Source organism: Microcoleus sp., assembly GCF_041354475.1.
GTDB lineage: Bacteria > Cyanobacteriota > Cyanobacteriia > Cyanobacteriales > Microcoleaceae > Microcoleus.
Map to the genome: position 1 here is coordinate 26,918 of NZ_JBGJZU010000027.1, position 24,742 is coordinate 51,659.

Below are 24,742 nucleotides of genomic sequence, written 5' to 3' on the forward strand. Positions count from 1 at the left end.
CTATACTCCTATATATTCATAAACTAACAATTCTCCTGGAGAGGCAACTTTGAGAAATAAATCGAACGACAATTGATATTGAGAGGCAATAGGGAAAATAACAACACAAAGTTCATCAGAAAATATTAAACGGTTCTTTGTAACTCTAGCCAATCCCTTCCCTATTAATCCCGTATCAATGTGCTGATTTACGAATCCTATTGTCTGTCTATTCCAATAAGGTTGTGTAACTTTTGCTGCTATCGCGAGAACAGGCTTCTCTATCAAGGTAGGTGAGAAAACTCTCGGTAAGGCCGATTGAGAACTATCGAAGGATAGGCTCCAGATTAATTCCCAATTTTCGGCTACGCCATTAATAATAGTCATTTTTTAGCGCACTACAGAAATAACTTCACCCCGATAGAGTAATTCAGCATAACTACCTTCTTTGGCTATAAGTGTTTTCCCCGACCCAGTTTCGCTGAATAGCGCGTTAAAAGCTGATTTTGCCTCCTTCATCGTTGGACTCGTATCAGCCCCAAGCGAAAATGGTAACTGATAGCTGTTGCTAATCATATCAACCACTCGCGTTCCCCATGGTGTATTTTTTGGTTGTGGTGTCGCATTGGCCTCATTAATACGAATCCGTAATACTTGCCTGTGGGCTGCTTTAAACTCAAAAATCTTTGCAGCCAAGAGAGCCTCCGCTGCTGTTTGCGTCAACCAGCCTAGCGCATCTTTAATAGCAGTGGCTTTTGTAATTGATGTTTTAAGAACCAACATCTTTACAATTACAGTATCGTCTTCAAACGACCTGACGTACACGGTATCGCTGTCGCCTTTTGGCTTATATGGTTTTGCAATTGGATTTTTTGCTTGAGCCTCTCTGTAGGCTTCTCTAGCCTTGGCTTTAGTCAAACGTCTTTCGAGTTGCGCAGCGGTTAAGAATTTTCCCATGATTGCTTATTTCCTATTTGAATTTTAACGATAAACTCATTATCATCCATCAGCCTTCTTTTTGTATCGATTATTTGCTCATATTTTCAAAATCAAACCATATAGGTTTGAGAAATATTTTGTCGTATACTAGGAATATCAAATATCTTTTATCAAAGCAATGACAACATCTAAAAAAACACCTAAAGCGGTAACGGTAGATACCTTACTTTTGCCACCAGAAGAACCCTCTGCACTTTACGCACAGCGTGAGCTTATACGTACCAACGGTATAGACTTTGAAGCGTGGTGGGGAGAGTTTAGGACGGGCTTTGTTAACGGCAAGCGCGATAAAGCCACCAATTATCGAACGGCATTGTGGACTAAGCCTAAATACAGCGATATCACACCTTCAACCTCGGTTAGCGGTGCACGGACAATCGAATATTGGCCTGACAAAGATAAGCTGGAGGATAGCTATTTACTGTCTGGTACAACGAGTGATTTAATTACGGGTATTATGGACATAATGCGCCAAAAAGCCATTGAAGCGCAAACGGTAAGTGGTAAAGGTAGTAAGCCCCTATTGCGGGGCTATCCTTGCATTAAGCTACTATTTATTTCAGACGAAGGTATCAAAGGAATCAAGCAAATTCGGTGTGTCGGTTTTACTGAAAACCCAAAAATAGCTGCGGTTAGTACCGGAATCAAGTTGTTGACAACAACCGAAGTTGGTAAATGGTCAAACCGGATTAAAGCTATTTTTGGCGACAAAGAATTTGTTTGGAGCAAAGGGACTTCCTGCCTGAGTTATTCCGGGATGGTTGCCCGATTGCAGGGTTTAGAGGGATATGCCTACGTCAAAACTCAAGCCGACGGTATAAATTTATTTACGGCTATGCTTGATATATTTGGGCATAAGCCCGATATGGACGGCTTTAATTACAGCGAGAAAACTAACGTGTCTCAGTTTACAAAGGGTCAGAAAGAAACAAGATTGATTTTAAATCAGAAAGTCAAGATACCAGAAAAGCGTCCAGTCGTAAATTGTAAGTTTGTAAGTGCTAGTTTAATTTTGGACGGATTAAAAAAACCCGTACCATTAGTACGGGGGAAGTATGCTTTTGATTTGAGTGATGTTGTACTGAGTAATTAAGGATCTGCCACTACAACAGATCGGCGACAGATTCTTTGCCGAGGCGATAAATTATTTCTCTCAAGACAGTCCTGAGCTTTGCGCGCGGAAATTTTTCCAGTTTGCCCAAGGCCTCAAATAAATCTTCCTGAGAAATTTCTGACTCTAGTTTTTTGGGAAACTTCCGTGGCACATCTATATATTCTTGCGGTAGCCATGAAATATCGCTGGGGTTTTTATCCTCCCCTAGCACCAGAGCTAAAATTTTCTTAGGCCGCGTGAGTGCCACATAAAGTAGGTTGTCTTCCTGAGCTTTTTCCTCTGCCGTTTGGCCCTTGTGAAAAAACGGCATCAGTTCTGGCTCAATAATGAAAGCGACGTCGCCTTCTCCTCCCTTGCCTGAATGGATTGAATAAAGATTGATGCACCGCTTCCCGTCGCTTTCATCAAAAATCCTTTCAATTAAAACCTCCCAATCGTGAAAACTTTCTGGCTGGTACGCATCAAAAAGCGCCAACACCGCCGCTAACATATCGGTCAAAAGCGAGATTCGTGCTTCACGGTCTTTGTATTTCAGTAATTTATTATACTTTTCCGATTTATAATTCGATAAAGCTTGAAAAAACGTACCGCAATCGTAGGGAATCTTGGAATTAATGATAATTCGCTCAACTTCATCCAGGACCCGCTTGCCCAAACTACGGTCTTTGATTTTCACCGGCTTTCCGACTGCCAAAAGTTTGATGGCAAAAACCAGTAACGGTGCATTTTTTCGGCACACACCTATGTAGGATTTCGACTCATCCTGAAACAATGACAGAAAGTCGCCATGCTTCAAAACTTTAATTTCCCCTTCCCCCGCTCCTTCCCACGGTTCGATCGGAATGCTTAGGAAAATCTTTCTCACAAGTTCTAAATGCGATCGCCCGCAACGGTAATTCACGGGTAATGGCAAAATTTTACAGTTGAATAATTCAGTGAATTTTACCATGCCATCAGACACGCAGCCCCGAAAGCTGTAAACTGCCTGATGCCTGTCGCCAACGGCAACTAGAAAGTTTTTGGCTGGATTGATCAACAACGACAGAATATTTAATTGGAGTTGGTCGGTGTCTTGGCATTCGTCAACTGCAATCATCCGAAATTGCGATCGATATTTTTCAAGCGTCCCCGCGCATAGTTCCCGATTTTTCCACAACACCCAACTCATATCGGTGTAATCCAACCAATAAGCGCTTAAGGCTGTTTGATTACCAACTGACAAACACTTGTCAGCAGCTTTTACAACTTCCTCAGAAATGATAATTTCTAATTGATGTAAGATTGTCAGCTTGACTAAATTCTCTACGGTTGCATCAAGGCAGTAAAGCCTTAAAAGTTCCAGTAGGGTCAAGAAATCGCACTCAAATTGCCTCACAATATCTTCAGGGCAATTTTTAAACAAAGTTCCGGGGAACTCTTTTCTGTCTCTCCCCCATCCTTCGGAGTATCGAACAAATTTAAAATCGGAAGCAATGTCGCGATACTTCCAACTTTCAATCTTAAAAATTTTACTGGAAACATTAAGTGCCTCCCTTAAAATTTGAAAACTTAGCGAGTGTAAAGTGCTTACCGAATTTTTCCAGTTATTGCCTACTTTTAATCCCAATTTATTGGCAAGGTCAGTTTTGTTTTTCTTGCCAAAAACTACCAACCGCACTTGATCGGGGCTAACGCCAGCAGATTCAAGGAGTGAACAGATTTCGACCAACATAAAACTTTTGCCTGTTCCCGCCAACGCTTCTATCAAAAGTCCTTTGATAGCTTCACATGGCGGCGTATTGATTCGCTGTTGCACGGCTTGCAGAATATCTGCCTGATATTTTGATAATTCCATTTTTAGCTCCTATTAATCAAGAAAGTCTCAGTCCCGGCTGTTACACCGGGAACAATTGCTAGTTACCAGTCAGATTTTTCCCCTTTAAGTAATAATCGGCGCACAGCATCGACAGCAGCAGCCTCGCGCTTGGAGTATCCACTACCGGGGGTAATTTCAGAGACATCGTTGACCCAAGTGGCGGGCAGTGGGGAAATTGCTACCCGACTCCACACGCTGAATTTCAGTTGCGACGGGCAGTGTGTTACCCGATACTCAGGATTATCGAAATCGAAATCCTCAATTTTTTCAAATTTAAAATCATTTACCTTGTAACTTTCCACGGTCTGTGAGCCGGACAACAGACTTACGGACATTTGCGATCCTCCGAAGATTTTCAATTCTTCTTCAAAGCGCGATCGCATCTCTTCCTCAGTACCCTTTGCCAACTCGTAAGAATTGACTATTACGCTCGAAATTCGAGCCACGGTTGGTGTCGGCAGCACTTCAATCGGAACTGACTTTATTTCGTTGGGTAACAGACTAAAATCTTCCTCAGCTAATTTTTGTAATTGCCCGATCGAGAATCCAGTGATTTTAATTTCGTAACTAAACTGTTGCTTAGTTCCTGGTTCTGCCTCCATTCGGGCAATCTTACGTGGTTCTTCCACCTTCCAACCACAACTTTCATAAGTGCTGCGCAAGTATTCAGCCCATTTTTTTGCTCTTACTTTTGCGAAAGTTAGGACTTTCTGTCCAGCGCTATCGCGATTGGCGAATGCTGCGTAGGCAGCCAGCAATTCACTATTGTCTTTTCTCTTGAGATAGCCTACTGCTGGGGTGAGTTTCACCAATTCGACAAATTTATCTTCTTCTTTGGCGTAGGGATTAGCCAACTTTTCCAGTCGAAAAGCCTCCTTATTTTTGTACTTACTAATCAAATCCCATGCACGAGTTTTGTAGTCAACGCCACCAAGTTCGGAGATCGTTAACGAGTTGGCAAAAACAACCTTACCATCAGCATCCAAAAATCTAAAGGTCACACCTAGTGGCAACTGAGGATGTACTCGAACATTGAAACCCATCGCCTCAAATTCTTCTATTTTTGAGGATTCCGGCTCTACAGGTTCGATCGACTGATGTTCACCATCAGCTTTGTATTGAGTAATTTTTTCTTTGATTGCTGCGTCTTTTTCCAATTCTCGGAGAAAGTGCTGAACGTAACCTTCTGCTGCCTGATAAAAGCTACCTTCGTATTGATATATGAATACGTCGGCATCTACATAATATTCGCGAGATTGATTGTGACCGCGAATAGTTATCAATACCTCTTCCGACTCAAATTCCACCGTGTCGTCTGCTGGGGCAATTACTGATTGAAAATTGACAAGCACACCCAATTCTTCAAAACAAAAGTCTCTGTTGTCTATTAACAATTTTTGCAGTTTGGTTAGCCCTGGCATGGGTTTTTCTTCGTCTTCCCAGTTACAGCCCAACTCTTCCTCTATTTGTTCAGTCGTGGGTTCTGGAAATTCCAAACTGAGTTGACCAGAAACTACAGAAATGGTCTCGACCACTTCATTAATTACTTTTCTGATCCAAGCGACAATTGCGTCGCCATCACTAAAATCTTCGGGAAATGTCGGATCGTCGTCACCAATCATTTCTGTGCTGGCATCCCAAAAACCAAACTCTTCATGGTGAAGACCAATACCCGTTATCCCGTTGTCGTGAAATTGGCGATAACTTGCCCAGCCCCTGTAGTTCTCGTATTTTTCGTCCTCATCGTATACGCCATTTACTTTCATGTGCGACATGAAAAATCCGTGAGAGTAGAGAATTTTTTCGATCAAATCGACCACTTCTTCCGACTCAGGCTTGGGTTCAGGGCTGGCTTTCGATTTTTCCAAATGCTCCAACTCTGCCGCGATCGACGTTCCAGTCCATTTCCATATTTTTTGACCGCCTGACGCCTCAATCGGTGGAACGACAGTCCGAATAATTTCGAGTACCCAAGCAAACCGCCCTGGTGTCCAGTCACCGCATTTCAACTCTTGTTCCGATTGTTGAGCGATAAATTCTGGTGTGATTTCTACGCAATCAATCAAATTTGCGATCGCCACGACAACACCTAGAGGGAATTCACAATTACCCCTAGGTGTCCAAATATCCTCATCTGGTAGCAAGTTGCGAAGGTGGGTGATTTCACCCGGATTAATATCTCTCTTTGCTGCGTGAATTGCGATCGGGCCCCGATAATCGGTTAACCAACTCCGAGTTTCTACCCGCTTAACTTCTTCGGCGATGAGGGAAGCCCAAGGCTGCCAAAGGGTAAGAGCGGGGATAGAATCAGGGGATGCCTCAGATTTTTCGATCACATTCTCACTGGAAAATACAAATGAATTTTGATTGGTCTTAATTAGCTGTACGGACAGCCCTCCATTGGTTGCCTCGACTTGATCACCCACAGACAAAGCTTTAGCCCCGCCCATTTTGTCCAGCGCCTCAATTGCCAGATGAAAGCCTTTGTAAGGGGGTGACGATTCAGGGCCGCGACTTTCTGGTGTAGAAATTTGTGCAATCTGCGATCGCAGATTCTTTACTGCCAATTCAGATATGGCGGCTGCTGCACTCCACTTTTCCACCTCCTGTTCCAGTCTCTCGTTTTCAGCTTGCGCCGCCTCCCACTGCCGTAACTCATCGGCCGCCAAAGGTTGCGCCGACAAATTATACTGACTGCCAATCGCCAAAATCTCTTCCCAAATCACCGGGAGTTCTTCCGAAACTTCTTCGGCATAATCTGCCAGCAACAAAGTTAGTGAGTTTTTGACCGGAGCGGCCGCGGATTCCAGTTTTTCGAGTCTGACGATTTTTGCGTCTAGAGCTTCTTTTTCGGCAAGGATTTTTTGAATTCGAGTTTGTATGCACATATTTTTGGTGTAGTGAGTGGTTCCCAGGAAGTGCCTGGGAACCGTGGTAAATTACGCAGGTTGTTGAGTTTTAAGGAATTCTAGAAATTCCCCAAGCTGTTTGAAAGTGAGGTTATTGCGAGTTTCAACGCTAAATTGAAACTTGAGAACTTTTTTACCTTGTTCCGGCGTCCATTTAAGTCGCCGAACCTCTGCCGAGGTTTCATCAAACAAGGTCAAGTAATCAAGAAAATCCAGCACTTCGTCGTCGGTTAATTCGGCGACGTTGATTTTGTTGAAATTAACTGTTAAGCAATTCTGGATTTGAAAGTTAGTCCAGCACAATTGGAGTAACTTTGCACCGACAGTGTTGATGGTTGTTGGCGGTAGAACCTCAATAGGTCGAGATGTCTGCTTTGTTGGCTGACTGGTTTTCGCAGGTAAAGGCTGACGATCAAAAGATTCTTGCTCTGCCGGGAATTCCTCACTGGTGTAAATCCCCGAAAGTTCAGCGGGGAAGGCTTTTCGCAGAGCCAAGCTTTCGGCACATTTACTAAGCATCAGATGTGGCATCTTCGCCCAGGTGTCTGTTAGCTTTCCGTTGTAGGCTTGGGAATACTGAACCCAACTAGCAGAAGCGGTAAATGGGCAACGAGTGCCATCTACTAATTTCCAAACTGTTACAGTGGCGACTGTTGGCTGTTTGCGATCGGTTTGGAAATGCTGATACAGATTCAAGCCTTCATCAAAAATTGCATCATCAGAGCCGGCGTATTTTTTGGTGCGTTCGGCAATTAGTCGGTAGCCATCAATGGAAGTCTGAAAGGTTAATTTTCCCTTTCTGCGAATTCCGTAGATTTGCCTTGCGAACGGATCTAGTCCGGTCCGAGAGCAAACTAAGGAAAATAATGCTAATTCGTCATTGGTTGTCTCGCTGTCGAGAATCGTAGTTTTTAGCAATCGCACCTGTGAATCGTTAAAGGTGATTTCTGGGCGCTGCTGGACTGGAACAATATCAGAGGTCATCGTTAGGTACCTCTACTAATTCAATATTGTTCAGGCTTTCACCTCTGCACTGGCGGTACAGCAAGGTGTTGTCATTGGTGATTTTTGCATGGAAGGTATTGAGGGCGAAAAATTTACCGTTCCAAGCAATCACACTGGGGGCTGTCAATTTTGTTGTCGCGATATTGGCTTCTCTAACCGTTCCGTCGTAGGCTGTGAGCTTGATTTTCATGAGTGGGTTGGTGAGATTGACTGAGCCGAACCGCCAGCAGGTCTTTGGTCTTTCAGGCTGCTATCCCTGAATGTGGGCGGTTTTTTTTGGCTATGCCGTTAGTTTACATATAATTTGCGGATTGCGCAAGTCGCAAGCTCTAAAAACTGTCATGTGCCAATACAGATTTTTGCCAAAAAAATTCAGCCTCCCAGGCGCCAACCTGAAAGGCTGAATTGACCACCCGTGAAGCTGCAAACTCATGAAAATTCCATTTTCTAAAACGCATCGAAGCGGTCAAAGTGCCAATTCGCAGGAATTTTGCGATAAGCTTGCAGCTTCCATGCAAGCTTGTGGCTTAACAAAAGTCGGGGGGTGGAATCGAACCACCATCTTGTACAGCTTATGAGACTGTCGAGCGTCCACCGCTCACCCCCGGCATGGCCCCATTTTAACGACTTGGGTGTCGCCTGCATTTTTTATGAATCGCCATGCAAAAGGCGATCGTGAATCACTACAATTCCATTATACAGGCAAAGGTTCTGTGCCGTTGATTTCGGCTAGCAAGATTTCAAGTTCGCGAGAAAATTCGGCATCCGCCTCTTGTTCGCGAGTTTCTTCATCTTCCAAAATGGTAATACGAGCAGCCAGTGCATCTTGCCGTTGTTTCTGAGTCTTCAAATATTCGATAATCGCCTGCATAGTTAATCCTGTTATTCAACTAATTACAATTAAGAGTGTATCACGCAATTGCAAAAAAAAAGCAACTACTTTAGCCAATAGTTGCCCGCACACCAAATGTAAAAAACTCGTTATCGCTTAATTTTATTATACCATCAATTTGTCGCCAAGGGTAAATTAGCTAATTTCCCCTTCACTGATTACTTATTTCTTCAATTAAACGATCAAGGTATTGTCGAGCTTCTACATACTTATAGTGATTAGTGCCGCCCGACTTGATACCCCAAAGGTGTAAAATTCTTTTTTCTGTCCTCAACTCTCGCTCAATAACTAATCTCGCTAGCTCAAACTTTTTAGCATCTGACACCCCCCATTCGCAGCCGTAAACCGTGAGGCTTCCGCTACTGTTCAAGATTTTAGCTAAAATAGCTTCTAACTCTAGACCCGGCATTCTACCAGGGCTTCCAGAGCTTTTCGATTTCAGTTGGAAGGCTTCGATCGAACTTCTTGGTGTGCTATCGGAAGCTTCGATCGGTTGCTGTGAAAGCTTGTCAGAGTGCCTCTCGATCTTCACCAAAGTCCGATCGCTCAACGCCTGTCCTGGCATTTTAACCAATGCCTCAAACCTCGGTGTTGCTCTCTCAGTTACCGGATTATAATCGCCTAATATTTCCACTTCGAGCATTGACTCGTCCCTGAGTGAAGCAAACCCTTTGGCATCGCCTAACCCTGCTAAAGTGCGCGTGTGGGTGACAATTATTGAATAACACTCAACTTTGCGAATATCAGAATTTACGGTTTTGAAATGCTCACCACTATTTTTGCACCGGGTACTCCAGTTAGTAAATTCCTCAGCAAGAATTGTTAAAGGCTCAAATTTGGGATTAGCCTGAGTTTCTCGAAGTTTGTAACGTCGCTTGTTTTCCTCTTCAAACAAAACCATTTTCGCATCAATCGCCGCATAATCCATACCGGCACCCACAACCTCACAACCTTCCCATTGCCCAAAAGCTGCATGAGGATCGAGAACAATCACCCGGTGGCCGGCCGCTAATCTCTTCCGAACCTCTTCCTCTGTGAAAGTTGTTTTCCCAGCACCGGGAATTCCATAAATCAGGATCGAAGGATACCAACTCAGCCCTGGCATTTTTTCATAATTTGTGCGATCGCCGTCGGGTAAATTTTCCTTTTCTGGCGGTGCTGACATTTGGATCTGTGGAGGTCCTGGTAAATATTCAGTGGCAAATTGCTCTCTGACTGGCTGATGCACCGGGACCTGATAAATTGGCGGTAAGTTCGATTGTGCAATTTGCTCAATCCAGGCACCGCTTACCATTTCTGATGAAGTTCGCCACGCCGATCGCACCCCGGCCCCCTGTTCGTGCTCTGTAATTAATCGGATGGAATTTATGCCGGCCCCGACACCAAGAGCTGCACTCAAAAATTTGAATGAGGTGAAGTCGGCGCTCGAAAGCCCATAACAAAAGGGGATGCACAATGCACCCGCCGTCAAGTTGGCGATTCCCCATAGGATACGATCGGATCGAATATCTAAAGCAGCCATACTACCCCCCCTAAAAGGATAATTACAGAAACCAAAGCCAACCACGGGCGGGTACTGGGGGCGAAAAATGCAATGACCAGAGCGATCGCCCAAAATCCCAAAACCGCAAATAGTGCGCCTAACTGAAGCGCCGGAGAATACTTAATAAAAAGGGCTAGCAAAAGTGCGGCATTCCATCCAGTCACTAGCCAGCCCGTAAAAATTAAAATCTTAGAGTTCACGCCCTCTCCTTCTTCGCTTCAAAAATTCCAAAAACTTTCTGCTGACCCTGTGGCAACTGCGAATCACCTCTAAATTTAGCGATCGACGCAGCTATATTTTCTCGCAAACTTGACAGGAATCCTTGGTGACGGGCTTCTGCCTGCTGAAGCCTACCCGCATACCGAGCCTCTTCCTTTTCTTGGGCTAGTAGGTGAATTTGATTTTGATAGGCGATTTCCTTGGCAGTTTTGAAGCCTGTCAAATTCACATCGTTTCGGGTTTGAGTCATCAAAACTTGAGTTGCGGACTGGTATTTCGCCCAAGCTTTTGCTGCTTCTGCCTTCAATTCATTCAGCTTCTGCTGTGTGAGAATCCCTTGTTCCCGGCGCTTATTTTCCTCCTCTGCAATTTTGGCGATCGCATTGGTGTAAATTTTCGTAGCTCCGGTTAACTTCCGTTGTAAAGCGAGTTGAGCTACTTCGTTCTCAGTGGCTTTCTCGAAAGCTGCGACACTTTCATCAGTTAGCCGTCCGGTTGGGACTCCCAGACTTCCTAGAAGGCGATCGCCCTGAGATTGTCCGATATTCAGCTCCGCATCAAAACTATTCTGAGCATCACCAGCCAACATTGCTGTAAAAAAGTCGTCACTTGCCATCTTGCCCTCCGTTTTCTGAGCAAAATTTATCAATCTTTGACTGCATAGCTTGTCGTTGCAACTGTTCAAGCTTCAGTGAATCCTGAGCATCCGCAACTCTCCGGTCTGCGCCAATTGTTCCGATCGCAATCCCCGCGACCAATCCGAGAAAAAGAAGTCCAGCACCGAAAACCAATGAAACTTTTTTAATAGATGGCTGCACTTGTGGCGGTGAAGAAACCACCACGGTGCCACCAGTTTCTAGGTTGAAAATTGGGTGTTGTTGGTGTACTCTTTGGTTTTGCATTAAAACATCACCAGCGCATACAGGGGAACGGTTGCAACGATTGGTTGACGCATTTCTCGCCACAGTGATTTAATAAAGTCGAGCATTTCTTGATTCTCCTGAATTTTTTGGTTTTGGGCTGCTGACAAAATTAGAAACATCAGCAGCCGATCGTTGTTTATTCGGCTACTGCCGCTGACAACATCATTGGCGCCCCTGACTGAGCCAATGCCGGCAAGAAATTCCCGGCATAATCGAGTTTTCCCAGCGCCGCCTCCAACACCCTGTCCTGCGAGGCTTCCAAAATTTGTGACACTTCAGTTGGCAAGTCGCTGAGGCAGAAACCTCCGTCTAGGAGTTGCGCTAATACATCATTTTCTGTTTCGCGGATGGCCACGGCGCGTTTAACTGCCCGCATTCTTGCGATCGCCAAATCTTCCTGAGCTATCGCAACATTTCCCAATTCCTTGCCAACAACAGCGATTGAATTTGTAGCCACTTGTTCGCGGGGGTTGGAGCGAATTTCAGCGGCAATTCCTTCTTTGTAAGCTTTAGCCGCTGCGACAACTGAGCGTTCGCTGCGAGTCTTCATAATTCCCACAACTCCAGCTACTTGAGCTACTTCTTCAGGGGTAAAGCTGCTTTTTTCTTCATTGAAGAGTGCCTTTGTAATTGTAGTAATGCGGCCAGGGGTAACTTGGAGTTGCTGGGCCAGACTTTTGATAAATTCCATTTTCAGATTCCTTCTTTGATGAGTATATTTTTGACTTGTTGCTTGCTTAGACCCCGGCGATAAAGTTGAGCAACTCGACAGAGAGCTGCGAAACTTTCCGGGCTATAAACTTTCTCGTGATTCTGATGCTGAAATTCTTCGGGTGCGGATTCGGTGAGTAATTTTCTGTAATTTCTCAATGTCGTTTCCGAGATTTCCAACTCTGCCAGAATTTCCGATTTAGTCCGGTAATGGTCGCAGTTGACCGATTTCACATCTTTAAATTGCTCCTTTAGTGTTGAATAGTTGCGGACTGGGTAGCGGGTGCGGTGCTACGCTCAATGATTCCGCACCCGAACAACACCAACAATAAACCCCTCGCCGGGGAGGGGTAAATGGTAAAATAGCTAGTCTTATTAATGAGTGAAGTCAACTAAACATCCTAGAAAAAACCCCGCAATCTCTCAAAGGTTGCGGGGTTTTTTCTTACTTAAATCCCCCACATTTTCTTGAGGGTAGCAGCCCGAATTCGAGCTTGCCTGCTTGGTTTCTGTCCGTATGTCCACTTGTAAATGGTTTCGTACCGCCAGCCGAATACATCAGCGAAATTGTAGACCGTCCAGCCAAACTTTCCCTGAGCTAGCCAGAGTAAATCTACAGGGCTGAATTCTTCGGGTTCGACAATTTCTGGTACGAACACCTTATCTGCTAGACTTGTTGTCATAAGTTTAGTTTGTAGTCCTGAATTGAGAATGGTATCGCCCTGAGTTTTGAGTACAGCAGGGCGGTTTTTTTTGACTCTAGTTGACCGCGCTATCCACAATTAATCCATGTCGGCGGGCTCTAAATTTAGAATTTCATCCGCTTCGATCAAATCTTGTTTGAGCTGCAAATCATCTGAATCTTCGATTTGTTTTCTGCAATCAGCGATCACAGAAATGTCACCAGTAACGACGGCAGTAACATAGCGATGAATTGCTACTTTTCTGGCTGTCAACTCCTCAACCCACTGAGAATTCAACCGAAGGAGAGGCATAGGATAGTCGTCGGTAGTTGTGGAAAGCCAGAAAGAATCGCCTTGACTTTCAATCTCTTTCTCGGCTTGAATGCACTTGATGATTACTTCAGTTCCGACCGAAGTAATCGAAGTCCAAGCCCCTTCATCAAATGGGTCCGCCGGATAGAAACGCTTTTTGAAATTATCAGCAGCATACAGCGCTTCGGTTTTGTGCTGATATTCGAGTGTTTTTTCGTCAGTTTCGTTGGTCATCATTATTGTTTTCAGGCTTTTGCTAACTAATGGTTCTCGCTGGCGCACCCTCAAAAATTTCTATCAATTCATCAAGGGTGCAGCCATAGAGCTCCATCATTTTTTTAATAACAGAGGGGGGGACATGAGGGACTTTGCCGGTTTCCCAGTTACTTAAGGTAGATTCCCTAATTCCTAATTTTTTTGCTGCTTCTCTCTGGGTAAGCCCCAGTTTCTTTCTTAGTTCCACAGGCGTTACTTGTTGCTTTTTTCCGGTTCTTGTCATAGTATAATTGAGTTGACTAATTTGCGCAATACGCAAATAGCAATATTTCCTGGTAGACGACTGGGCGGTAGGGCTGGAAGCCACGCTAGACCTACCGCTTCCCTTCAATATCGCTCATCACAAGGCACAAAACTCAGGTAAATTACCGCTTATTTAGCCAAACCATGAATAGCAATCACAGCCCGAATCTCGGCAAAACCCTTGCGGATGCCATAGCCCAAATGCCCCCAGATTGGGCTCTCACCCCGTGCGTGGGAAAACAAAATGTTTGGCCTCAGTGGTCGTCGCAGAAGCTGGATCGCGATACGCTAATTGAAGCTGTGCGATCGCAAACCAACCACGAAGGCAAGCGCTGTAAGTGGACTGGCATATCAGTTATTACCGGCCCGCTTTCCGACGGCCTGATGGCGATCGATTTCGACGGACCCACAGCTTTTGACAAATATTTGGAGTTCAGTGGTGGTGAAGGTTTACCAGAAACCCCGCGCTGGACTTCCGGCAGAGATGGGCACTTTCAAATTCTCTTAGATGTGGTGCCTGAGAAGTGGGAGGGGCTGAAACCTCAAAAAATCGAATTGCCCAATGGGGACAAATTGGAGCTTCGTTGGAATCAATGCAGCACCTTACCGCCCAGCATCCACCCCGACACAAAAAAGCCTTATTACTGGGAAAAGAGTGATTGTGCGATCGCAGCTTGCCCCGATTTTATTCTCGACTTGATGCGCGAATCTCCAGCAGTAACGTTGCCGGAAAAACCAATCGAGAAAAGCACTATATATATAGGTGAAGAAAAAAGTCTGGTTGATATTTTAGAGAATCAAATTCTACCCCATCTGGATGCTGAGAAGTTTTACGGCAACTGGGTAGCACTTAAAAAGTCTGGCAGGAATCTCAAAGGCCTGTGCCCTTTCCATGATGAAAAAACTCCCAGTTTTTCCGTCACAGCGGACACCAAGCTTTTTAAATGTTTTGGTTGTGGTGTCGGTGGCGGGCCCGTGCAATTCCTGCATCAGATTAAAGGCGGCACCAGCTCCCCGACCGGGAAAGAATTCGTCGAAGTGGTGCGAGAGTTGGCACACAAAGTTGGGGTACAGATGCCAGACTTTCAGCCCAAATCTCAAAATCCAAAATCTAATTCCCAAAATCTAAAACCGAATAATTTACTGAAGCACCCCGCCACTTACGCACCAGAGCCGGAACCCGCTACAGAAATTATAAAGTACGCCGACAACCTACTAGAAGAAGAACTCACGCCAACAAACCAGATTATTGGGGCGATCGCAGCAGCCAAACGTGCCGGGTTATCTCCCAAGGATTTTAGAGAAATTCTGTCACTGCGTCAGGATGAGCAAGATTTAGATTGGGCATTGATCGAATCTAGAGAAAATTTTCAACGTCTCTATCAAATTGAGAAGACTCAAATCAACTTGCATGAAATTTTCCCGCCAGCGCTAGCCAAGGCACTCTTGAGTAAAGCTGAAAGCGATCGCGTTGATCCGGTCCGAATCCTGCAAAGCCTTTTGCCCGTGGTTGGGACAACACTCGGAGGCAGAATCGGAATTGAGCTCAAGAAAGGGTACACGGTCAAAGATAGCCACATAGAATATCCAATTTTTTTCACGGCTGATATTGGCCATCCCAGTACCGGAAAATCCGCAACTCAAGGCACTTTGGTGGAGCCATTGCAGGAAATGCAGGATGCCGAACAAGAACGATTGGATGAGGCGTTGATCGAGCTTGTGCAGTTGGAAGATGCTTGGAAATCAATGCCGAAGGAGCAGAAGGCTGAAAAAGCCGAGAGTGATGAAAACCCGCGCATTTACCAGGAAAAATATTGCAAACCCAAAAAATGGCTACTAGATGAGGCATCAGCTCAAGCGTTGACCAAACGAATAGCAGAGCAAGAATCTAAGCACGGCTGCCTGTTGTTACAAGATGAACTTGCAGGATTGTTTGAGAGCTTCGATCAGTTCACCGGTGGAAAAGGTGGCCAGCGCCAATTTATTCTGAAAGCTTGGAACAAGCCACTACGGGGAAGTGTCGATCGGGTTGATTTGAATGCCAGCTTTTTCTTCAGGTCGCAGACTCTCTCACTAACCGGTACAATTCAGCCGGACGTTGCTCGTAAGATTTTTAACGTTGCCAGTGACCCTGACGGGATGCTTTCTCGGTTCCTTCCGGCGATTGCATCTATCCCGGACAATTTTGCTCAGCGTCCGACGGTTCGGGTCAATGTCTACGATGCCATTAAATCAGTAATAGAAAATTTGCAGCGGTTGCCTGAGACTTTGCTGACACTGCCGCCGGCGACATCGGAAATATTTTGGAGTTATTGGGAAAATTTACGCAGCGCTCAAAACGCAAATTTCGACAGCAATCCCGCTTACTCCTATTTTTTGGGAAAGCAAATTTCCTATGTTGGTCGCTTCGCGATCGTGATTCACTGTCTGGAAAATCTAGCAGCCACAGAATTACCTTCCGACGTCAGCGCTGAAACGATGCGTAAGGCTATGAGGCTCTCCCAGTTCTACTGTTCCCAGTTTTTACTTCTCCAGTCCAAAAGTGCTCAGCAACAGCCACTAGAGGGTCTACTGCTGGATATCCTCAAATTTATCCGGCAGTCGGGCGGTCAAATTTCTACTCGCGATTTATGCCGATCGAGATTTCAGAGAATTGCAGTAGAAGGTAAAAAAATGACAACCGCAACCGCTGCAAAACTTTTGAGAGAAATTGCCGCTGCCGGTTTCGGAAGTTTTGAGGAAGCTGGAAATAAGAAAATTTTTACTCTAAATTCTGGACTGTCATCAACTGTCATCAACTGTCATCAAGTTGATGACAGTTCCAAACCCAGTCACAGTAAGGATTCCGATATAGACTGTCATCAAATGACAAAAGTATATGTCTCGGAAAATTTTGAGCCTCGCGTGAGTCCCCCCTCCGAGCACCTTATTGACGGGTCTGTTTTAAATTCTGTGGAAAATTCTAAAAATTTAGAAGATATACAGTTTTGTCATTTGATGACAGTAGAAGCTCAAACTCAGTCACCGCAAGCATTAGAGTTTGATGACAGTTTGATGACAGTTGATGACAGTGATGACAGTTCGACTCTAAATGTTGACGAAATTGAACTTTTGGAGATGCTTCAAGCGGTTGTCGCAAAAAAGGACGCAGAATTTGCTAAGGACGTGCGGGGAATTTTGAAAGATGTTTGCGACGCCGGTGCGGCTGATCGCAAAAAAGTTTGGGAAGCCCTGGGGGATGCCTCACAGAAAATTTTCACAGAATTGCTGGCAGCGGAGTCACCCGAAGTGACGGAACCCGATTCCTTGGAAGTAACTATCCAGAAAATAACCGATGGCCTGGTAGCGGCACTGGATGACGGGCCCGCAGCGGTAGTCAGCTATGCTGCTCAATTTTTATCTGAGAATGTCGAAAGGGCGATCGCGCTGCTGGAAAGTTTGAAGGATTGGGATGCGGTCGAGGAAATTCGGGATGCACTGAGTTAACCATTTTGCCAGTTCAACACACCCAAATTTGTACGATTCTTGTACAGACTCTTTATCATCGTTAACTAAAAAGTCTGTAAGCTAGTGGGCTTGGAGGGATTCGAACCCCCGACCTCATGGTTCGTAGCCATGCACTCTATCCAACTAAGCTACAAGCCCCTGTTAAGTCCAGATTTAATCTAAGATTGATTAAGTTCTTTTCCCACAGAATCTAACAGTAACACCATTTTCAAAATAATGCAAGACCTTTCGCAAACTTTTTCTAAATTGCCCGATCGCCCACAGCTAACTCACCTCAATAATAGCGGTGAAGCCCAAATGGTGGACGTTTCAGCTAAGGTGGCTACAGCGCGTCAAGCTGTGGCGGCTGCGAGGGTGCGGATGTTACCGGAGACTTTCGCGGCGATTGAAGCTGGGAATGCGCCCAAGGGTGATGTGTTGGGTACTGCGCGCTTGGCGGGAATTATGGCGGCGAAGCAGACGGCGAATTTGATTCCTCTGTGTCATCCTCTACCGCTGAGTAGTGTGGAGGTGCTGGTGATACCGGATGCTGAGTTGCCGGGGTATGAAATTCGGGCTACGGTGAAAATTAAGGCGGAAACTGGGGTGGAAATGGAGGCGCTGACGGCGGTTTCGGTGGCGGCGCTGACTTTGTATGATATGGCGAAAGGTTTAGAAAAGTCGATCGTCATTGAATCAATTCGACTTGTGAGTAAAACTGGTGGCAAATCTGGCGATTATCAGAATTTAGAGGCATGAATTTTCTGTCGGGAGAGGGATGCAGCATTCAAAATGCTGCATTTATGCTTAGAATAGGCACTGAACTACTAACATACAGTGAAAAACTATGCCTCCTCGTTGGCCCCGTAAACCCGATCGCAACGATCCAGAATACCGCCGTTTAGATGATCGGATGAATTTTGCCATTCACGTAGGTCTTTTTTCGGCTTCTAATTCGGGTTTATGGTTTATTCACAATTTGCAGAAGGCTGATTGGCCTTGGGCAGTTTCGGTAACTGGTTGGTGGGCACTGTTAGTGTTGGCCCACGCGATTTACATTTTTGCGATCGCCGATTATTCGCCCCTAACTAAAGATTCTGGTTGAAGGGAGTTGTCGGCGATTTGTTAACTGTTGTGAATGATAACAAATTAAGTTTTGGGTTTTTAATATGGCTAATACTACGACAAGGGCGATCGAATCCTTAGCAGCCGAAATCGGCGAAAATGTCTATATTGACATTGCTAAGTGGCATTTATATCTGAAAGATGCCCACCTCGATAAGGTGGTGGCTGAACAACTTTATTCCTTGCTGGAAGATGGCAATTTAGATGCCGACAGAGTTGCACAAGTTTTGCAAAGTATTCCCGTTAAGTTAGGTGCTGGGAAGCGGGAAGTGCCGTTAGCTGATTTGATTCCGATGCAGTGTCAAGTTCAGTTGATGGATGTTTTGGAGGAGTTTCAGCGGAAGATGTGATATCAATTCTGGTGCAACCGGAATGATATAGAGGAGACGGCACTGCCGTCTCCTCATGTCGGGTAATATTAATTTCGATAGTTATCGGCTACTGAATTGAGGGAAAGGTTAGGGTGAATTCCTGAATGAAGACTGTTTGAGTATCCATAAAGTGCGATCGCCCTTTGTTATCTTTTTTGATCGAAAGGGCGATCGCACTTTTCATTTCTTACAAGAAGGAGCTACTCTTGAGAGCCGTTGGATTCAGATTATAAACCACTCCCAAGTAGTCATTCCCAGATTTGATTGCGGTTGATAATACAGCAGTTGCACCATCTAAAACCACACTAATTGACTCAAAAGTTAGTTGACTGAAAGTGACATCAATCAACTTGATTTTATCGTTCGATGTAAAGTCAGTAATCAGATCGGCTTGAGATAGTTCCGTAGCCGTATCTTGTAATACAAAGTTATCATTTCCTGCGCCACCTGTGAGGATATCAAAACCGGAATCGCCATTCAGGAGATCGTTACCAGCACCGCCTGATAAGATATCATCTTGCTTACCACCGCGCAAGGTATCATCGCCATCACCACCTAGCAGGATATCGTTGTTATTATTCCCACTCAAAAAATCGTTGCCAATACCGCCATCGATCGCATCTGAACCTTTGCCGCCAAATAGTTGATCGTCACCACCTCCACCCACTAGAGTATCTTCTCCTTGATTCCCAAAATAGATATCTGCTGATTCTGAACCTGTTAATGCGTCGTTACCAGAGAGAGCAAATATGGTTAAACCTAATGCTGCTGCTGGGATGCTGGTATCGTTGCCATCTGTTAGTAGGTAAACATCTCCTAATCGGGTGTTTTCTGGTAAACCCGATCGCACGTTACTTGATACCGATGGTTTTGGCGTTGCGATCGCAATTTGTACTTCCCCTGTTGCTGAAAGTGTCGGTAGTGCGATCGGAGTTGGAGTTGGTGTTGGAGTTGTTGTTAGAGTTGGTGTTGGAGTTGTTATTGTTAGAGTTGTTGTTGGAGTTGGAGTTGGTGTTGTTAGAGTTGTTGTTGGAGTTGGAGTTGGTGTTGTGAGAGTTGTTGTTGGTGTTGTGAGAGTTGTTGTTGGTGTTGTGAGAGTTGTTGTTGGTGTTGGCGTATCAGTTGGAATTAGAGTTGGTGTATCAGTTGGTGTTGGAGTTGGCGTTGGAGTTGTTATTGGTGTAGGAGTTGTGACTGGCGTTGGAGTTGTTATTGGTGTAGGAGTTGTGACTGGCGTTGGAGTTGTTATTGGTGTAGGAGTTGTGACTGGTGTAGGAGTTGTGACTGGTGTAGGAGTTGTGACTGGTATTGGAGTTGTGACTGGTGTTGGAGTTGTGACTGGTATTGGAGTTGTGACTGGTGTTGGAGTTGTATTACCACCATTCAAAATTTGTGCGTCTAACGCAGTACCCGTGTTTTCTGCAACTAGAGAATCAAGGGTTTTTTGACCGGCACCAAATGCTTTAAAGTCTTCAGTAGTTGCACCTAAAGCAACTTTTTGGACTACTGCTACTTGTTTTTGCAGTTGTGTCAGATCGGTATTAGTCGCGATCGCACTAACGATCCGTTGATTAGATGCTGCGATTACCTGGGCTAGTGCTGGTGCCGCCACTGATATCTCTTGGGCGTTAAAATTAGGATCGATCGCCTTTACCCGATCGCCCACTTTTCCAATTAAATCCGCCAGTTGTTCAGGTTTGGTGAAATCTAAGGTTCCGGTTTGGATGCGATCGGCGATCGTGCTAACTATTTGCTTAACAGCATCACCCAGAGTCAGATTACTTGCACCTTCAATTAATCCCGCCGTTTGAGTGATCGAGTTTTGGGCTACCAGCATCGCCGTTAATGCAGCTTTAGCACCCGGTTGTCCACTTTGAGTAGCTGCGATCGGATCGAGATAATTCAGCGGTATGTTGCTGGGAATACCGAAAGCGCTAGTGACTTTGGCATTGGCTTCATTCACGGTTAAACCGCGATCGGCTAATTCAGCTACCATGCTAGTCAGTAAATTAATTACTGTGGCATCTGGTGTGGATTTGAGGGGAGTTTCTAGGGGTAAACCTGTACCGATATCAGTACCACCAAAAGCAACTAAATTACCTTCACTGGGATCGAGTTTATTATTTTTATTCGTGTCAAAAGTGCTGAAAGGAATATCAAAACCAAATGCACCTTTACCGTCAGTTGTCCCTTTGGGTTCGTTCGGATCGGCGATGCCATTTTTGTTAGCATCCCAGAAGACATTAGCACCGGCAATATAGTCGTCAATCACAAAACCCGTGTAGTTCCAGCCTTGAAGATGCAATAATTCACTGACACTCTTACCGTTACTGCTAGTAGCTTTAACTTCTACCCATTGCGGTAAAAATAAATTATTTCCTGCTACTTGACTGAGAGTCCGGGTAGTGGGGTCAAATTTTAGCGCAGCATTCGGCCCGTCAAATATTCCCGGAATAGTAGTTACGGAAGCATTTTCGGTTTTCCGCTTGTATTGACCGCCATTTGTGCCTTGCGTCCAAATATAATCTTGTCCCTCGGCGACAGTATTATTATCTAGGGCGGTGACTGTATAGGTAATAGTATTGCCCGGATTTGGAGCGATAAATGTGTCAGAAGCAAAGACAAAAGCGGTATTGCTAGAAAATCCAGTAGCACGACTTTGATCCCATATTGGTTTATTGACAATGGGTAGTTGGTTGTCAAGAGGTGGTGTTGGAATCGGAGTTGGCGTGGGTGTTGGAATTGGCGTTGGAGTTGGAATCGGAGTTGGAATTGGAGTTGGAATTGGAGTTGGAATTGGCGTTGGAGTTGGAGGTGGCGTTGGAGTTGGCGTAGGTGTTGGGATTGGAGGTGGAGTTGGAGTTGGAATTGGAATTGGAATTGGTGTTGGAATTGGAGGTGGCGTTGGGACCGAAATTGGAATCGGAGTTGGAGTTGGAATCGGAGTTGGTGTTGGAGGTGGCGTGGGTGTTGGAGGTGGAGTTGGAGTTGGAATTGGAATTGGTGTTGGAATTGGAGGTGGCGTTGGGACCGAAATTGGAATCGGAGTTGGAGTTGGAGGTGGCGTGGGTGTTGGAGGTGGCGTGGGTGTTGGAGGTGGCGTGGGTGTTGGAATCGGAATTGGAGTTGGAATTGGTAACGTAATATTAGCGGTACGATTTAGTTGAGTTGCAGCGGTATTATTATTACCCGCAGTATCCGTAGCTTTAGCCGCCGGGACATCAACTGTGACATTACCACTAGCACTGGGAGTGACATCAAATTTGTAGGTTTTCGCATCAACTGTGACAAAATTACCGACAGTAGCATTGGCTGCGGTGATATCAGTATTATCAAACCCAATGACATTTTCACTAAAGGTAGCGGTGACGCTAAATAAACCGTTGACTGTTGTTGCGGAAGTTGATGTTAAGGCAACTGTGGGTGGGGTAAAATCAGCAGTGCGAGTCAGTTGAGTTGCAGCGGTATTATTATTACCCGTAGTATCCGTAGCTTTAGCCGCCAGGACATCAACTGTGACATTACCACTAGCACTGGGAGTGACATCAAATTTGTAGGTTTTCGCATCAACTGTGACAAAATTACCGACAATAGCATTGGCTGCGGTGATATCAGTATTATCAAACCCAGTGACATTTTCACTAAAGGTAGCGGTGACGCTAAATGGTGCGTTGACTGTGGTTGCTGAAGTTGATGTTAAGGCAATTGTGGGTGCAATGTTATCAACTATCGTGGAATCGATAACTATGGCTTTGCTACCACCTAAAGATTGTGCTGAGGCTAAAGCGGGAAGAGTTAAGATGGCATCCACAGCCAAATTATCTTTAATCGTGCCGCCGTTGAGAGTGAGGGCATTTGTGGCGAGATATTCTAAGTCGGCAGAGGCGTCTCCTGCTTGGACTACATAGTTGAAGGTGAGGGCTGTAGTGCCACTACCAGAGGCGTAGTTGGCAAATTGGTCAGTTGTGCCTGTTTCTAATTGCAGTTGGGGTGTGCCGGTGACGGTGACATTTTGATCGAAGGTGACGGTGATGGCGATGATTGCACCGACGCCGTAGCTGCCGTCAGGGGTGGTGGCGGTGACAGCAGTAACTTTAGGGGTGGTGTTGAGCAGGATGGAGACGGTGTTGCTGCCGACGTTCGTCGTTGCTAAGTCAGGTTTCCCATCGCCGTTGATGTCGCCGATGCTGACGGAGTAGGGGTCAGGGCCAGTAGTGAAGTCAACTTTGGGGGCGAAAGTGGGGGTGGTGGCTCCTGTGGCGGTGGTGTTGAGCAGGATGGAGGCGCTGGTGCTGCCCGCGTTCGCCACAGCTAAGTCTGGTTTACCGTCGCCGTTGATATCCCCGATGCTGACGGAAAAGGGGGTAGTGCCAGTAGGGAAGTCAACTTTGGTGGCGAAGGTGGGGGTGGTGGCTCCTGTGGCGGTGGTGTTGAGCAGGATGGAGGCGCTGCTGCTGGCGTTGTTCGCCACAGCTAAGTCTGGTTTACCGTCGCCGTTGATATCCCCGATGCTGACGGAAAAGGGGCTAGTGCCAGTAGGGAAGTCAACTTTGGTGGCGAAAGTAGGGGTGGTGGCGTTGGTGGCGGTGGTGTTGAGCAGGATGGAGGCGCTGGTGCTGGCGTTGTTCGCCACAGCTAAGTCTGGTTTACCGTCGCCGTTGATGTCGCCGATGCTGACGGAAAAGGGGTTACTGCCAGTAGGGAAGCCAACTGGGGTGGCGAAGGTGGGGGTGGTGGCTCCTGTGGCAGTGGTATTGAGCAGGATGGAGGCGGTGCCGTTGTTGAGGTTCGTTAAAGCTAAGTCTGGTTTACCGTCGCCGTTGATGTCGCCGATGCTGACGGATTCCGGGCCAGTACCGCTTACGAAGTCAACTTTGGTGGCGAAGGTGGGGGTGGTGGCTCCGGTGGGCGTGGTATTGAGCAGGATGGAGGCGGTGCCGTTGTTGAGGTTCGCTACAGCTAAGTCTGGTTTACCGTCGCCGTTGATGTCGCCGATGCTGACGGAGACGGGGGTAGTGCCTGTTGTGAAGGGGACCTCGGGGGAGAAAGTGGGGGCGGTGGCTCCTGTGGCGGTGGTGTTGATGAGGATGGAGGCGCTGGTGCTGTTCTGGTTCGCCACAGCTAAGTCTGGTTTACCGTCGCCGTTGAAGTCGCCGATACTGACGGATCTGGGGTTATTGCCAGTAGTGAAGTCAACTTTGGGGGCGAAGCCTAGCACGCCACTGTAGGTTTTGAGGGTGGTTTCTACGATCGCAAGTTTGGGCTTTTGGTTCGATGGGGGGATGAGTTGGGGGATGTCCCAGGTGCCTCCGAGTTTGCTATTACCTGTAGGTTGGGAGTTAGCGGCGATGTTTGCGCCTGTGAGTTGGTTCAGTTGAGTCAGGAATTGATGCCCGGATTTCCCGGCTGCTACGTTACAGCCATACAAGATGATGCTGGCGTTGGCTGTGAAACTGTTTCGCCACTGTTGCAACTGTTGGCTGTAGTTTTCGATGTTGCTGCTGTTGAGTTCTGTTGTGCCTAAGTAAATCTTGCCGGGGCTACCGTGGGTGATGATGTGTAGCGATTCGATGCCTGTATGCTGAGCTAGGAATGTGGTGATTTGCTCGATCGCATCGGTCTTATTTTCGAGTATATAGGTGGCTGTATCTGGTTTGATGCCGTCGGCTATGCGATCGCTCTCTGGTACTGTGGGGTCAAGGATGGCGATCGAGCTTAGTTGGTTGCTAGTGGAACCCACAAAGGGATTTTTTTTGTTAAGTTTAGTTAGGGTGTTCATCGGTTTTTCCTTTCAGTAGAATTACTGATTTTTTAAATGCAAAATGCGTGAAGCGAAGCTATCCCGAAGGGAATCGCCCGATTCGATTTGCGATCGGTCGTATTTCTATTTCGTAGCGGATGACACCCTAAGCTTTTAAATACTAGGAGCTTAGCAGGGTGCGATCGTACTGTCAGTGCTTTAGATCGTTTATTTACAAGTCTTTATATTGAGTTGGTATTTTACGCAAATTTATCTTAAGCTTTGAGTCCAACCGGGGTTCAAACCCCCCTCTTATAGCTAAAGTCCTCTAAAAGAGGACTAATGAGTTGAAAAATT

Annotated in this window: 22 protein-coding genes and 2 tRNA genes; 5 read left to right on the plus strand and 19 right to left on the minus strand. The window is 45.9% G+C overall.

The window, feature by feature from the left end; genetic code table 11:
• Nucleotides 1-366 (minus strand): hypothetical protein, encoded by a 366-nt coding sequence (locus ACBR23_RS12550; RefSeq protein WP_371120862.1) that lies wholly within the window; start codon nucleotides 364-366, stop codon nucleotides 1-3.
• A gap of 3 nt (nucleotides 367-369) precedes the next feature.
• The gene (locus tag ACBR23_RS12555; RefSeq protein WP_371120863.1) at nucleotides 370-936 is read right to left on the minus strand and encodes a hypothetical protein; all 567 of its coding nucleotides are present in this window, start codon (nucleotides 934-936) and stop codon (nucleotides 370-372) included.
• Between the two features lie 160 nt (nucleotides 937-1,096).
• On the opposite strand from ACBR23_RS12555, the gene ACBR23_RS12560 reads away from it, so the two are divergent.
• The gene (locus ACBR23_RS12560) at nucleotides 1,097-2,071 is read left to right on the plus strand and encodes a hypothetical protein (RefSeq protein ID WP_371120864.1); all 975 of its coding nucleotides are present in this window, start codon (nucleotides 1,097-1,099) and stop codon (nucleotides 2,069-2,071) included.
• 10 nt (nucleotides 2,072-2,081) lie between these two features.
• Here ACBR23_RS12560 and ACBR23_RS12565 read toward each other — a convergent pair whose 3' ends face one another.
• The 15 genes from ACBR23_RS12565 to ACBR23_RS12635 all read right to left on the minus strand — a co-directional run bounded on the left by ACBR23_RS12565 (nucleotide 2,082) and on the right by ACBR23_RS12635 (nucleotide 13,679).
• Nucleotides 2,082-3,926, minus strand: coding sequence for a UvrD-helicase domain-containing protein (locus tag ACBR23_RS12565; protein WP_371120865.1), 1,845 nt, complete (start codon nucleotides 3,924-3,926; stop codon nucleotides 2,082-2,084).
• A 62-nt stretch (nucleotides 3,927-3,988) separates the two neighbouring features.
• Nucleotides 3,989-6,835 carry a hypothetical protein gene (locus tag ACBR23_RS12570; RefSeq protein WP_371120866.1) on the minus strand — a complete coding sequence of 949 codons (2,847 nt, stop codon included), beginning with the start codon at nucleotides 6,833-6,835 and terminating at the stop codon, nucleotides 3,989-3,991.
• 51 nt (nucleotides 6,836-6,886) lie between these two features.
• Complete coding sequence (gene bet / locus ACBR23_RS12575; RefSeq protein ID WP_371120867.1) at nucleotides 6,887-7,840, minus strand: phage recombination protein Bet; 954 nt, start codon at nucleotides 7,838-7,840, stop codon at nucleotides 6,887-6,889.
• A complete protein-coding gene (locus ACBR23_RS12580; RefSeq protein ID WP_371120868.1) occupies nucleotides 7,830-8,051 on the minus strand; it encodes a hypothetical protein in 222 nt (73 codons plus the stop codon). Before ACBR23_RS12580 ends, bet begins: the two co-directional genes overlap by 11 nt.
• Nucleotides 8,052-8,396: 345 nt before the next feature.
• Nucleotides 8,397-8,470, minus strand: a tRNA-Met gene (locus ACBR23_RS12585).
• 85 nt (nucleotides 8,471-8,555) lie between these two features.
• Nucleotides 8,556-8,732 carry a hypothetical protein gene (locus ACBR23_RS12590; protein WP_371120869.1) on the minus strand — a complete coding sequence of 59 codons (177 nt, stop codon included), beginning with the start codon at nucleotides 8,730-8,732 and terminating at the stop codon, nucleotides 8,556-8,558.
• Nucleotides 8,733-8,904: 172 nt separating this feature from the next.
• The gene (locus ACBR23_RS12595; RefSeq protein ID WP_371120870.1) at nucleotides 8,905-10,275 is read right to left on the minus strand and encodes a hypothetical protein; all 1,371 of its coding nucleotides are present in this window, start codon (nucleotides 10,273-10,275) and stop codon (nucleotides 8,905-8,907) included.
• Complete coding sequence (locus tag ACBR23_RS12600; RefSeq protein ID WP_371120871.1) at nucleotides 10,263-10,496, minus strand: hypothetical protein; 234 nt, start codon at nucleotides 10,494-10,496, stop codon at nucleotides 10,263-10,265. Before ACBR23_RS12600 ends, ACBR23_RS12595 begins: the two co-directional genes overlap by 13 nt.
• A complete protein-coding gene (locus ACBR23_RS12605) occupies nucleotides 10,493-11,131 on the minus strand; it encodes a hypothetical protein (RefSeq protein WP_371120872.1) in 639 nt (212 codons plus the stop codon). Before ACBR23_RS12605 ends, ACBR23_RS12600 begins: the two co-directional genes overlap by 4 nt.
• Nucleotides 11,121-11,417, minus strand: coding sequence for a hypothetical protein (locus ACBR23_RS12610; RefSeq protein ID WP_371120873.1), 297 nt, complete (start codon nucleotides 11,415-11,417; stop codon nucleotides 11,121-11,123). The genes ACBR23_RS12605 and ACBR23_RS12610 overlap by 11 nt, the downstream gene beginning before the upstream one ends.
• A gap of 157 nt (nucleotides 11,418-11,574) precedes the next feature.
• Nucleotides 11,575-12,129, minus strand: coding sequence for a hypothetical protein (locus tag ACBR23_RS12615; RefSeq protein WP_371120874.1), 555 nt, complete (start codon nucleotides 12,127-12,129; stop codon nucleotides 11,575-11,577).
• Between the two features lie 2 nt (nucleotides 12,130-12,131).
• Nucleotides 12,132-12,383, minus strand: coding sequence for a MerR family transcriptional regulator (locus ACBR23_RS12620; protein ID WP_371120875.1), 252 nt, complete (start codon nucleotides 12,381-12,383; stop codon nucleotides 12,132-12,134).
• 215 nt (nucleotides 12,384-12,598) lie between these two features.
• Nucleotides 12,599-12,832 (minus strand): hypothetical protein, encoded by a 234-nt coding sequence (locus ACBR23_RS12625; RefSeq protein WP_371120876.1) that lies wholly within the window; start codon nucleotides 12,830-12,832, stop codon nucleotides 12,599-12,601.
• Nucleotides 12,833-12,931: 99 nt separating this feature from the next.
• Complete coding sequence (locus ACBR23_RS12630; RefSeq protein WP_371120877.1) at nucleotides 12,932-13,381, minus strand: hypothetical protein; 450 nt, start codon at nucleotides 13,379-13,381, stop codon at nucleotides 12,932-12,934.
• Nucleotides 13,382-13,400: 19 nt separating this feature from the next.
• Entirely contained in the window at nucleotides 13,401-13,679 is a 279-nt protein-coding gene (locus ACBR23_RS12635; RefSeq protein WP_371120878.1) for a helix-turn-helix domain-containing protein, read from the minus strand.
• Nucleotides 13,680-13,807: 128 nt separating this feature from the next.
• On the opposite strand from ACBR23_RS12635, the gene ACBR23_RS12640 reads away from it, so the two are divergent.
• Nucleotides 13,808-17,149: a DUF3987 domain-containing protein gene (locus ACBR23_RS12640; protein ID WP_371120879.1), complete on the plus strand. Its 3,342-nt coding sequence runs from the start codon at nucleotides 13,808-13,810 to the stop codon at nucleotides 17,147-17,149.
• 85 nt (nucleotides 17,150-17,234) lie between these two features.
• Here the strand turns inward: ACBR23_RS12640 and ACBR23_RS12645 are convergent.
• Nucleotides 17,235-17,308 (minus strand) — tRNA-Arg (locus ACBR23_RS12645).
• A 78-nt stretch (nucleotides 17,309-17,386) separates the two neighbouring features.
• On the opposite strand from ACBR23_RS12645, the gene moaC reads away from it, so the two are divergent.
• The 3 genes from moaC (at nucleotide 17,387) to ACBR23_RS12660 (ending at nucleotide 18,624) form a co-directional block, all read left to right on the plus strand.
• Nucleotides 17,387-17,908: a cyclic pyranopterin monophosphate synthase MoaC gene (gene moaC, locus ACBR23_RS12650; protein ID WP_371119009.1), complete on the plus strand. Its 522-nt coding sequence runs from the start codon at nucleotides 17,387-17,389 to the stop codon at nucleotides 17,906-17,908.
• Nucleotides 17,909-17,996: 88 nt separating this feature from the next.
• A complete protein-coding gene (locus ACBR23_RS12655; RefSeq protein ID WP_371116137.1) occupies nucleotides 17,997-18,254 on the plus strand; it encodes a 2TM domain-containing protein in 258 nt (85 codons plus the stop codon).
• A gap of 64 nt (nucleotides 18,255-18,318) precedes the next feature.
• Complete coding sequence (locus tag ACBR23_RS12660; RefSeq protein ID WP_341735369.1) at nucleotides 18,319-18,624, plus strand: DUF3181 family protein; 306 nt, start codon at nucleotides 18,319-18,321, stop codon at nucleotides 18,622-18,624.
• A 208-nt stretch (nucleotides 18,625-18,832) separates the two neighbouring features.
• Here the strand turns inward: ACBR23_RS12660 and ACBR23_RS12665 are convergent, their stop codons facing one another.
• Nucleotides 18,833-24,424 carry an FG-GAP-like repeat-containing protein gene (locus ACBR23_RS12665; protein WP_371119010.1) on the minus strand — a complete coding sequence of 1,864 codons (5,592 nt, stop codon included), beginning with the start codon at nucleotides 24,422-24,424 and terminating at the stop codon, nucleotides 18,833-18,835.
• Nucleotides 24,425-24,742: the final 318 nt, after the last annotated feature.

Excerpts from the sequence above, each read along its gene's own strand:
- ACBR23_RS12560 (WP_371120864.1), top strand. The coding sequence starts at position 1,097 with ATGACAACATCTAAAAAAACACCTAAAGCGGTAACGGTAGATACCTTA.
- bet (WP_371120867.1), bottom strand. The coding sequence starts at position 7,840 with ATGACCTCTGATATTGTTCCAGTCCAGCAGCGCCCAGAAATCACCTTT.
- moaC (WP_371119009.1), top strand. The coding sequence starts at position 17,387 with ATGCAAGACCTTTCGCAAACTTTTTCTAAATTGCCCGATCGCCCACAG.
- ACBR23_RS12580 (WP_371120868.1), bottom strand. The coding sequence starts at position 8,051 with ATGAAAATCAAGCTCACAGCCTACGACGGAACGGTTAGAGAAGCCAAT.
- ACBR23_RS12660 (WP_341735369.1), top strand. The coding sequence starts at position 18,319 with ATGGCTAATACTACGACAAGGGCGATCGAATCCTTAGCAGCCGAAATC.
- ACBR23_RS12625 (WP_371120876.1), bottom strand. The coding sequence starts at position 12,832 with ATGACAACAAGTCTAGCAGATAAGGTGTTCGTACCAGAAATTGTCGAA.
- ACBR23_RS12590 (WP_371120869.1), bottom strand. The coding sequence starts at position 8,732 with ATGCAGGCGATTATCGAATATTTGAAGACTCAGAAACAACGGCAAGAT.
- ACBR23_RS12595 (WP_371120870.1), bottom strand. The coding sequence starts at position 10,275 with ATGGCTGCTTTAGATATTCGATCCGATCGTATCCTATGGGGAATCGCC.
- ACBR23_RS12630 (WP_371120877.1), bottom strand. The coding sequence starts at position 13,381 with ATGATGACCAACGAAACTGACGAAAAAACACTCGAATATCAGCACAAA.
- ACBR23_RS12565 (WP_371120865.1), bottom strand. The coding sequence starts at position 3,926 with ATGGAATTATCAAAATATCAGGCAGATATTCTGCAAGCCGTGCAACAG.
- ACBR23_RS12555 (WP_371120863.1), bottom strand. The coding sequence starts at position 936 with ATGGGAAAATTCTTAACCGCTGCGCAACTCGAAAGACGTTTGACTAAA.
- ACBR23_RS12550 (WP_371120862.1), bottom strand. The coding sequence starts at position 366 with ATGACTATTATTAATGGCGTAGCCGAAAATTGGGAATTAATCTGGAGC.
- ACBR23_RS12640 (WP_371120879.1), top strand. The coding sequence starts at position 13,808 with ATGAATAGCAATCACAGCCCGAATCTCGGCAAAACCCTTGCGGATGCC.
- ACBR23_RS12570 (WP_371120866.1), bottom strand. The coding sequence starts at position 6,835 with ATGTGCATACAAACTCGAATTCAAAAAATCCTTGCCGAAAAAGAAGCT.
- ACBR23_RS12655 (WP_371116137.1), top strand. The coding sequence starts at position 17,997 with ATGCCTCCTCGTTGGCCCCGTAAACCCGATCGCAACGATCCAGAATAC.
- ACBR23_RS12605 (WP_371120872.1), bottom strand. The coding sequence starts at position 11,131 with ATGGCAAGTGACGACTTTTTTACAGCAATGTTGGCTGGTGATGCTCAG.
- ACBR23_RS12610 (WP_371120873.1), bottom strand. The coding sequence starts at position 11,417 with ATGCAAAACCAAAGAGTACACCAACAACACCCAATTTTCAACCTAGAA.
- ACBR23_RS12665 (WP_371119010.1), bottom strand. The coding sequence starts at position 24,424 with ATGAACACCCTAACTAAACTTAACAAAAAAAATCCCTTTGTGGGTTCC.
- ACBR23_RS12615 (WP_371120874.1), bottom strand. The coding sequence starts at position 12,129 with ATGGAATTTATCAAAAGTCTGGCCCAGCAACTCCAAGTTACCCCTGGC.